Here is a 5323-nt window from a genome sequence, read left to right on the forward strand (position 1 = left end):
GGCCCGGCCGGAAGATGCGCACTGTCTTTTTTATCACCTCAACCAGCACGAGGCATCGGGATGGAGGAGAGGAACAACACAACCACACCGGCGACCGCGGCAAAGAAATGCAGCTGTGGCTGGGGCGCGTTTGTCGTGGGGCTGGTAGTGGCCCTTATTCTGGGATGGTGGGTTCTGCCCAACCTTATGAAGGAAACCAAGAAGCAGCCCATCGCCTTCAGCCATGTCGAGCACGTACAGAATCAGGGCATGACCTGTGAGCAGTGCCACTTCGTACGCGCCGACGGCTCATTCAGCGGGACGCCCACCACCGCACAGTGCGCGGAATGCCATTTCACGGTTCTGGGCTCCAACCCCGAAGAAGCGCGTTTCGTCCGTGAATACGTTCAGACCGGTCGCGAGATCAAGTCGGAATGGCTTGTCTATCAGAAGCAGCCCGACAACGTGTTCTTCAGTCACGCCCTGCACTTCGGTCCTCTGGCCGAACTCAAGGGCCCCAAGGAAACGGCCGAATTCTGCTCGAGGTGTCACCTCAACGTGGCGGAAACGGACGTGCCTCCCGTCTATCGGGAAAACAGGCTTTCGGGCTACTCCGAAAACACCATGCTGATGTGGGGCTGCGAACGTTGCCATGCCGAACACATGGCCATGGGCAACACCAACGCCAGCAACGCCTGCTTCACCTGCCACAAGTAAGGCAAAAGCGAGGAAATCATGGATAGACGAGGATTTCTTAAATTTGCCGCCGGCGGGACCGTGGGCCTCGTGGCGTCTCCCATCATCTGGAACACCCTGTACGACGCCGTGTACTGGACGCAGAACTGGGGCTGGATTCCGCGCCTGAAGAAGGGCGAGAGCCAGTATGTTCCCACCGTGAGCAAGCTGTGTCCTTCCGGCACGGGATTTCTCGTGCGCACCGTGGGCGGCGTGCCCGTGCGCACCATAGGCGACAGGAACAACCCCGTGACCCACGGGGCCATGACCGCCCTTGCCGCCGCCGAAGCCGAGCTTCGCGTGAGCCCCGCGCGTCTTAAAACGCCGCTTCGCCGCTCGCCCGACGGCGCGTACGTGGCCATAAGCTGGGCCGAAGCAGAAAAGCTTCTCAAGGAAAAGACGCAGCAGGCCGGCTCCTCCGTGGCGGCCGTGTCCGGCGATCCCACCTCGAGCATCAACGAAGTCATCTCCGCCATGCTGAATCAGCTCGGCTCCTCCGATTTCTACTTCATGCCCGACGACGAACAGCCCGCCGCCGCAGCCTGGGAAGCCATGGGCGGACAGGGACGGCTCGGCTACGACATGGAAGGCAGCGACTGCATTCTTGCCGTGGGCGCTCCCGTGCTGGAAAGCTGGGGCGTGGTGGCCGCCAACCGCAGTCTGTTCAACCGCACCCATCCCGTGGACGGCGAAGCCACGCAGAAGCTCATCTACGCGGGCGCCGTGCAGAACAACACCGCCGCAGGCTCCGATCTGTGGCTGCCCATGAAGAGCGGCACCGACATGGCGCTGCTTCTGGGCATCGCGCATCTTGTCATCAAGGCCGGAAAGAACGGCTTTGCCGCAGGACTCGGCAATTTCGCCGACTTTGCGGCCGCCTACACGCCCGAAAAGGTTTCCGGCATCACCGGCGTTCCCGTGGAGCGCCTCGAAGCGGCGGCCAAAGCCCTGGTCAGCGCCAAAAAGCCTCTCGTCATCGCGGGCAGCTCGCTCGGTTCCGGCGGCAGCGCCGGTCCGGTCATGGCGGCCATCGCCATCAACATGCTGCTCGGCAGCGTGAACCGGGAAGGCGGTCTTCTCGATCTGCCCTACCCCGTTTCCGTGGTGGCCCACGCCACCGACTACCGCGAAACCATGCGCAAGAGATTCGTGGACTACACGCAGGCCGTGGCCGCAGGCAAGGCCAAGGCTCCCGCGCTTCTCTTCGTGTACGCGGCCAACCCCGTCTACTCCCTGCCCGCCGACTCCGGCGTGAAGGAAACCATTAAAAAGTCCGGCTACAGCGTGGCCGTGGCCAGCTTCATGAGCGAAACCTGCGAAGAGTGCGATCTCGTGCTTCCCGCCGCCCTCGGCATGGAAGCCTTCGACGACGTGCAGACGCCCTACGGTTCCGGCCGCGTGACCTACGCGCTGGCCCGTCCCGTGGCCAAGCCCTTTGCCGATGCGCGCAGCGCCGGCGAGCTGTTCATCGCCCTTGCGCAGGAGCTCAAGCTCGAGCTCGGCGTGAAGGACATGCCCGAACTTCTCTACAAGCACGCCTACGCTCTCGGCGCGCCCTTCCGCGCCATGATGGACGAAGGCGCCGTGCACACGGCCAAAGTCACCCTGCCCGCCTCCCCGCTGTTCTACAACTGGGAAGCCATGCGCGCCGCGGCTTCCGCACGGGGCGCGGAAGGCGATCTGCAGGTGGCTCCCGTGGTGGTGCTCGCCATGGGCACGCCGCAGACGGCCATTCCGCCCTTCGCCACCAAGGTGGTCACCGACTACCAGCTCAAGGGCAGATACAGCGTGGCGCAGATGAACGGCGCCACCGCCGCAAAACTCAAGGTAAACGCCGGGGACCTCGTCAGGCTGGTTGCCGGCAACAATGTGGAAATCACCGTGGTTGCCGCCATCTTTGAAGGCATCCTGCCCGACACCGTTTCGCTGGTCGCCGGTCTCGGCCATACGGCCTTCGACGAATTCAGCAAGGGCAAGGGCTCGAATGTTCTGGCGCTGACCAGCGTTTGCAGAGAGCCCGGAACCGGCCTGCCGGTCTGGGGCCTTGCCGGCGTGAAGGCCGCAAGAGCATAGGGGGGTCGTGATGTCTTCTGAAGTCAAACAGTTCAAGATAAGATGGGGCATGGTCATCGACATCGACAAGTGCACGGGCTGCGGCGCGTGCATGGTGGCCTGCCAGGCGGAAAACAACGTGGCCCCGGCCGTGGACGGCAGCAACAAGCTGCGTTCGCTCAACTGGCTCACCGTGTTCCGCCTTTCCAACCACAAGAGCTTCCCTGATCACGAAGTGGCCTATCTGCCCCGGCCCTGCATGCAGTGCGGAAAGCCTTCCTGCGTTTCGGTGTGCCCCGTCATCGCCACCGACAAGCGCGAAGAAGGCGGCATCGTCAGCCAGATTCCGCCCCGCTGCATCGGCTGCCGGTACTGCATGGCCTCGTGTCCCTACCATGCCCGCTACTTCAACTGGTACGACCCGAAGTGGCCCGGCGATCTGGCTCAGGCCCTCACGCCCGACGTTTCCACCCGCATGCGCGGCGTGGTGGAGAAGTGCTCCTTCTGCCATCACCGCTTCATGAAGGCCCAGGAAGCCGCCGTGGCCAAGGGTCAGGATCCGATGAACCTGCCCGACGGCGCGTACATCACCGCCTGCACCGAAGCCTGCCCCAACGGGGCCATCACCTTCGGCGACCTGAACAATCCGGCCCACAAGGTGCACGAGCTCATCAAGAGCCCCTACGCCTTCCGTCTGCTGGAACGCCTCGGCACCGATCCGCAGGTCTACTATCTCAGCAGGCGCGAATGGGTCCGCCGCGAAGGCGACAACTATCTCGAACACGAAAAGACCGGCGAAGCCACAAAGCAGGGGTAGGTTATGGATTACAGCAAACCTGTTGATGCGGAGCTCTTCCCGGAAGGGTGCGAGCGCTGCTCTCTGACCAAATTCACGGGATGGATGTCCATTCTGGGCGTCATCTTCCTCTGGGGACTGTACGCCGCCGTGCGCGTCCTCGGCTTCGGCCTCGGTGAAACCGGCATGGACGACTACTTCGGCTTCGGTCTCTGGATCACCTTCGACCTCGCCGTCATCGCCCTCGGCGCCGGCGCGTTCTTCACCGGCGCGCTGCGGTACATCCTCAACATCGACGAGCTCAAGAACATCGTGAACCTCGCCGCCGTCATAGGCTTTTTGTGCTACACCGGCGCCATGATGATCCTCGTGCTCGACATCGGCCAGCCCATCCGCTGCTGGTTCGGCTACTGGTACCCCAACGTGCATTCCATGCTCACGGAAGTCATTTTCTGCATCACCTGCTACTGCATCGTGCTCATCCTCGAGTTCGTGCCGCTGGTGCTGGAGAACCGTCAGCTCATGAAGCGCCCCTTCATCCACGCTCTCGCGCACAACTTCCATGTGTATATGCCCATCTTCGCGGGCATAGGCGCGTTCCTCTCCACCTTCCATCAGGGCTCCCTCGGCGGCATGTACGGCGTGCTCTTCGGCCGTCCGTACCTCTTCCGCGAAGGCTTCTTCATCTGGCCCTGGACCTTCTTCCTGTTCGTGCTCTCCGCCGTGTCCTCCGGTCCCATGTTCACCGTGCTCGTCTGCACGCTCATGGAAAAGATGTCCGGCCGCAAGCTCGTCAGCTGGGAAGTGAAGCAGCTCATGGGCAAGGTGGGCGGCACCATGCTCATCGTGTACACCGTGTTCAAGTGCCTCGACAGCTGGTACTGGGCCACCGACATGCTCGCCGGCGAAGGCCTCACCTTCGACCAGATGTTCCACGGCTGGATCTACGGCAAGTGGCTCTTCTGGATGGAACACGCCTTCATCATCATTCCCATGATCGTGCTGCTCATCAAGCCCCTGCGTGAAAAGCCCTGGCTGTTCTACCTGATGCTCTTCCTCACCTGCACGAGCATCACCATCAACCGCTACGTGCTCACCGTGCAGGGCCTCGCCCAGCCCGTCATGCCCTTCGACAGCTGGTACACCTACGCCCCCAACTGGGCCGAATGGGCAAGCTGCTTCCTCGTGTTCGCCTACGCGGCCATGGTTCTGTCCCTGGCATACCGCTACACTCCCATGTTCCCGCAGGAAGCCGAACTCAACAAGAAGTAACCCGGCAACAATGATCTGAAAAAGGCGGCCAGAACGGCCGCCTTTTTTTTGCATGGCGACGGCCCAAGCTCGCCCGGACTGCGCGACGACGTTTCTTCATCAGGACGCCGGAGAGCGCCCCGGCCGCAACTCGACCGCGGCTCGGCTTTCCCGTCGGGGCGCGGCCGACCGGATGCGGCAGTCCTCAGCCGCTCACGCCCTCCCATGCCTCTGCGCCCCGAATGCGGGCCGTCCGTAACGCGGCGCGGCCTCTCCGCTCTTCCCCACCTCGGCGCTCCCCCGCTCTTTTTCCGCATCCTGCGGCGGCCCCCCCCCACGCTTCGCCTTTCCCGCATCCTGCTGCGGCCCCCACGCTTCGCCTTGCTTTTCCCGCTCCCCCGCGGCTGTTCGGGTCGAAGTTTCCGAAAAACACGGGTTCGGAGCCCCGTCGGGCACGCGACGACGTTTCTTCATCAGGACGCCGGAGAGCGCCCCGGCCGCAACTCGACC

General features: G+C 63.2%; 4 protein-coding genes. All 4 read left to right on the forward strand.

The window, feature by feature from the left end:
• Window positions 1–60 precede the first annotated feature (60 nt).
• Genes qrcA through qrcD form a run of 4 tightly spaced genes read left to right on the forward strand, consistent with a single transcriptional unit; the run spans window position 61 to window position 4834 of the window.
• Window positions 61–696, forward strand: a complete 636-nt coding sequence (gene qrcA, locus QZZ60_RS10385; RefSeq protein WP_294447784.1) for a menaquinone reductase multiheme cytochrome c subunit QrcA — start codon at window positions 61–63, stop codon at window positions 694–696.
• Between the two features lie 18 nt (window positions 697–714).
• Window positions 715–2787, forward strand: coding sequence for a menaquinone reductase molybdopterin-binding-like subunit QrcB (qrcB, locus tag QZZ60_RS10390; RefSeq protein WP_295641170.1), 2073 nt, complete (start codon window positions 715–717; stop codon window positions 2785–2787).
• A gap of 10 nt (window positions 2788–2797) precedes the next feature.
• Window positions 2798–3583 (forward strand): menaquinone reductase iron-sulfur cluster-binding subunit QrcC, encoded by a 786-nt coding sequence (gene qrcC / locus QZZ60_RS10395; RefSeq protein ID WP_295641172.1) that lies wholly within the window; start codon window positions 2798–2800, stop codon window positions 3581–3583.
• Between the two features lie 3 nt (window positions 3584–3586).
• Window positions 3587–4834, forward strand: coding sequence for a menaquinone reductase integral membrane subunit QrcD (qrcD, locus tag QZZ60_RS10400; RefSeq protein ID WP_295641173.1), 1248 nt, complete (start codon window positions 3587–3589; stop codon window positions 4832–4834).
• Window positions 4835–5323 lie beyond the last annotated feature (489 nt).

This window comes from uncultured Mailhella sp., assembly GCF_905187505.1.
GTDB lineage: Bacteria > Desulfobacterota > Desulfovibrionia > Desulfovibrionales > Desulfovibrionaceae > Mailhella.

Excerpts from the sequence above, each read along its gene's own strand:
- qrcC (WP_295641172.1), top strand. The coding sequence starts at position 2,798 with ATGTCTTCTGAAGTCAAACAGTTCAAGATAAGATGGGGCATGGTCATC.
- qrcB (WP_295641170.1), top strand. The coding sequence starts at position 715 with ATGGATAGACGAGGATTTCTTAAATTTGCCGCCGGCGGGACCGTGGGC.
- qrcA (WP_294447784.1), top strand. The coding sequence starts at position 61 with ATGGAGGAGAGGAACAACACAACCACACCGGCGACCGCGGCAAAGAAA.
- qrcD (WP_295641173.1), top strand. The coding sequence starts at position 3,587 with ATGGATTACAGCAAACCTGTTGATGCGGAGCTCTTCCCGGAAGGGTGC.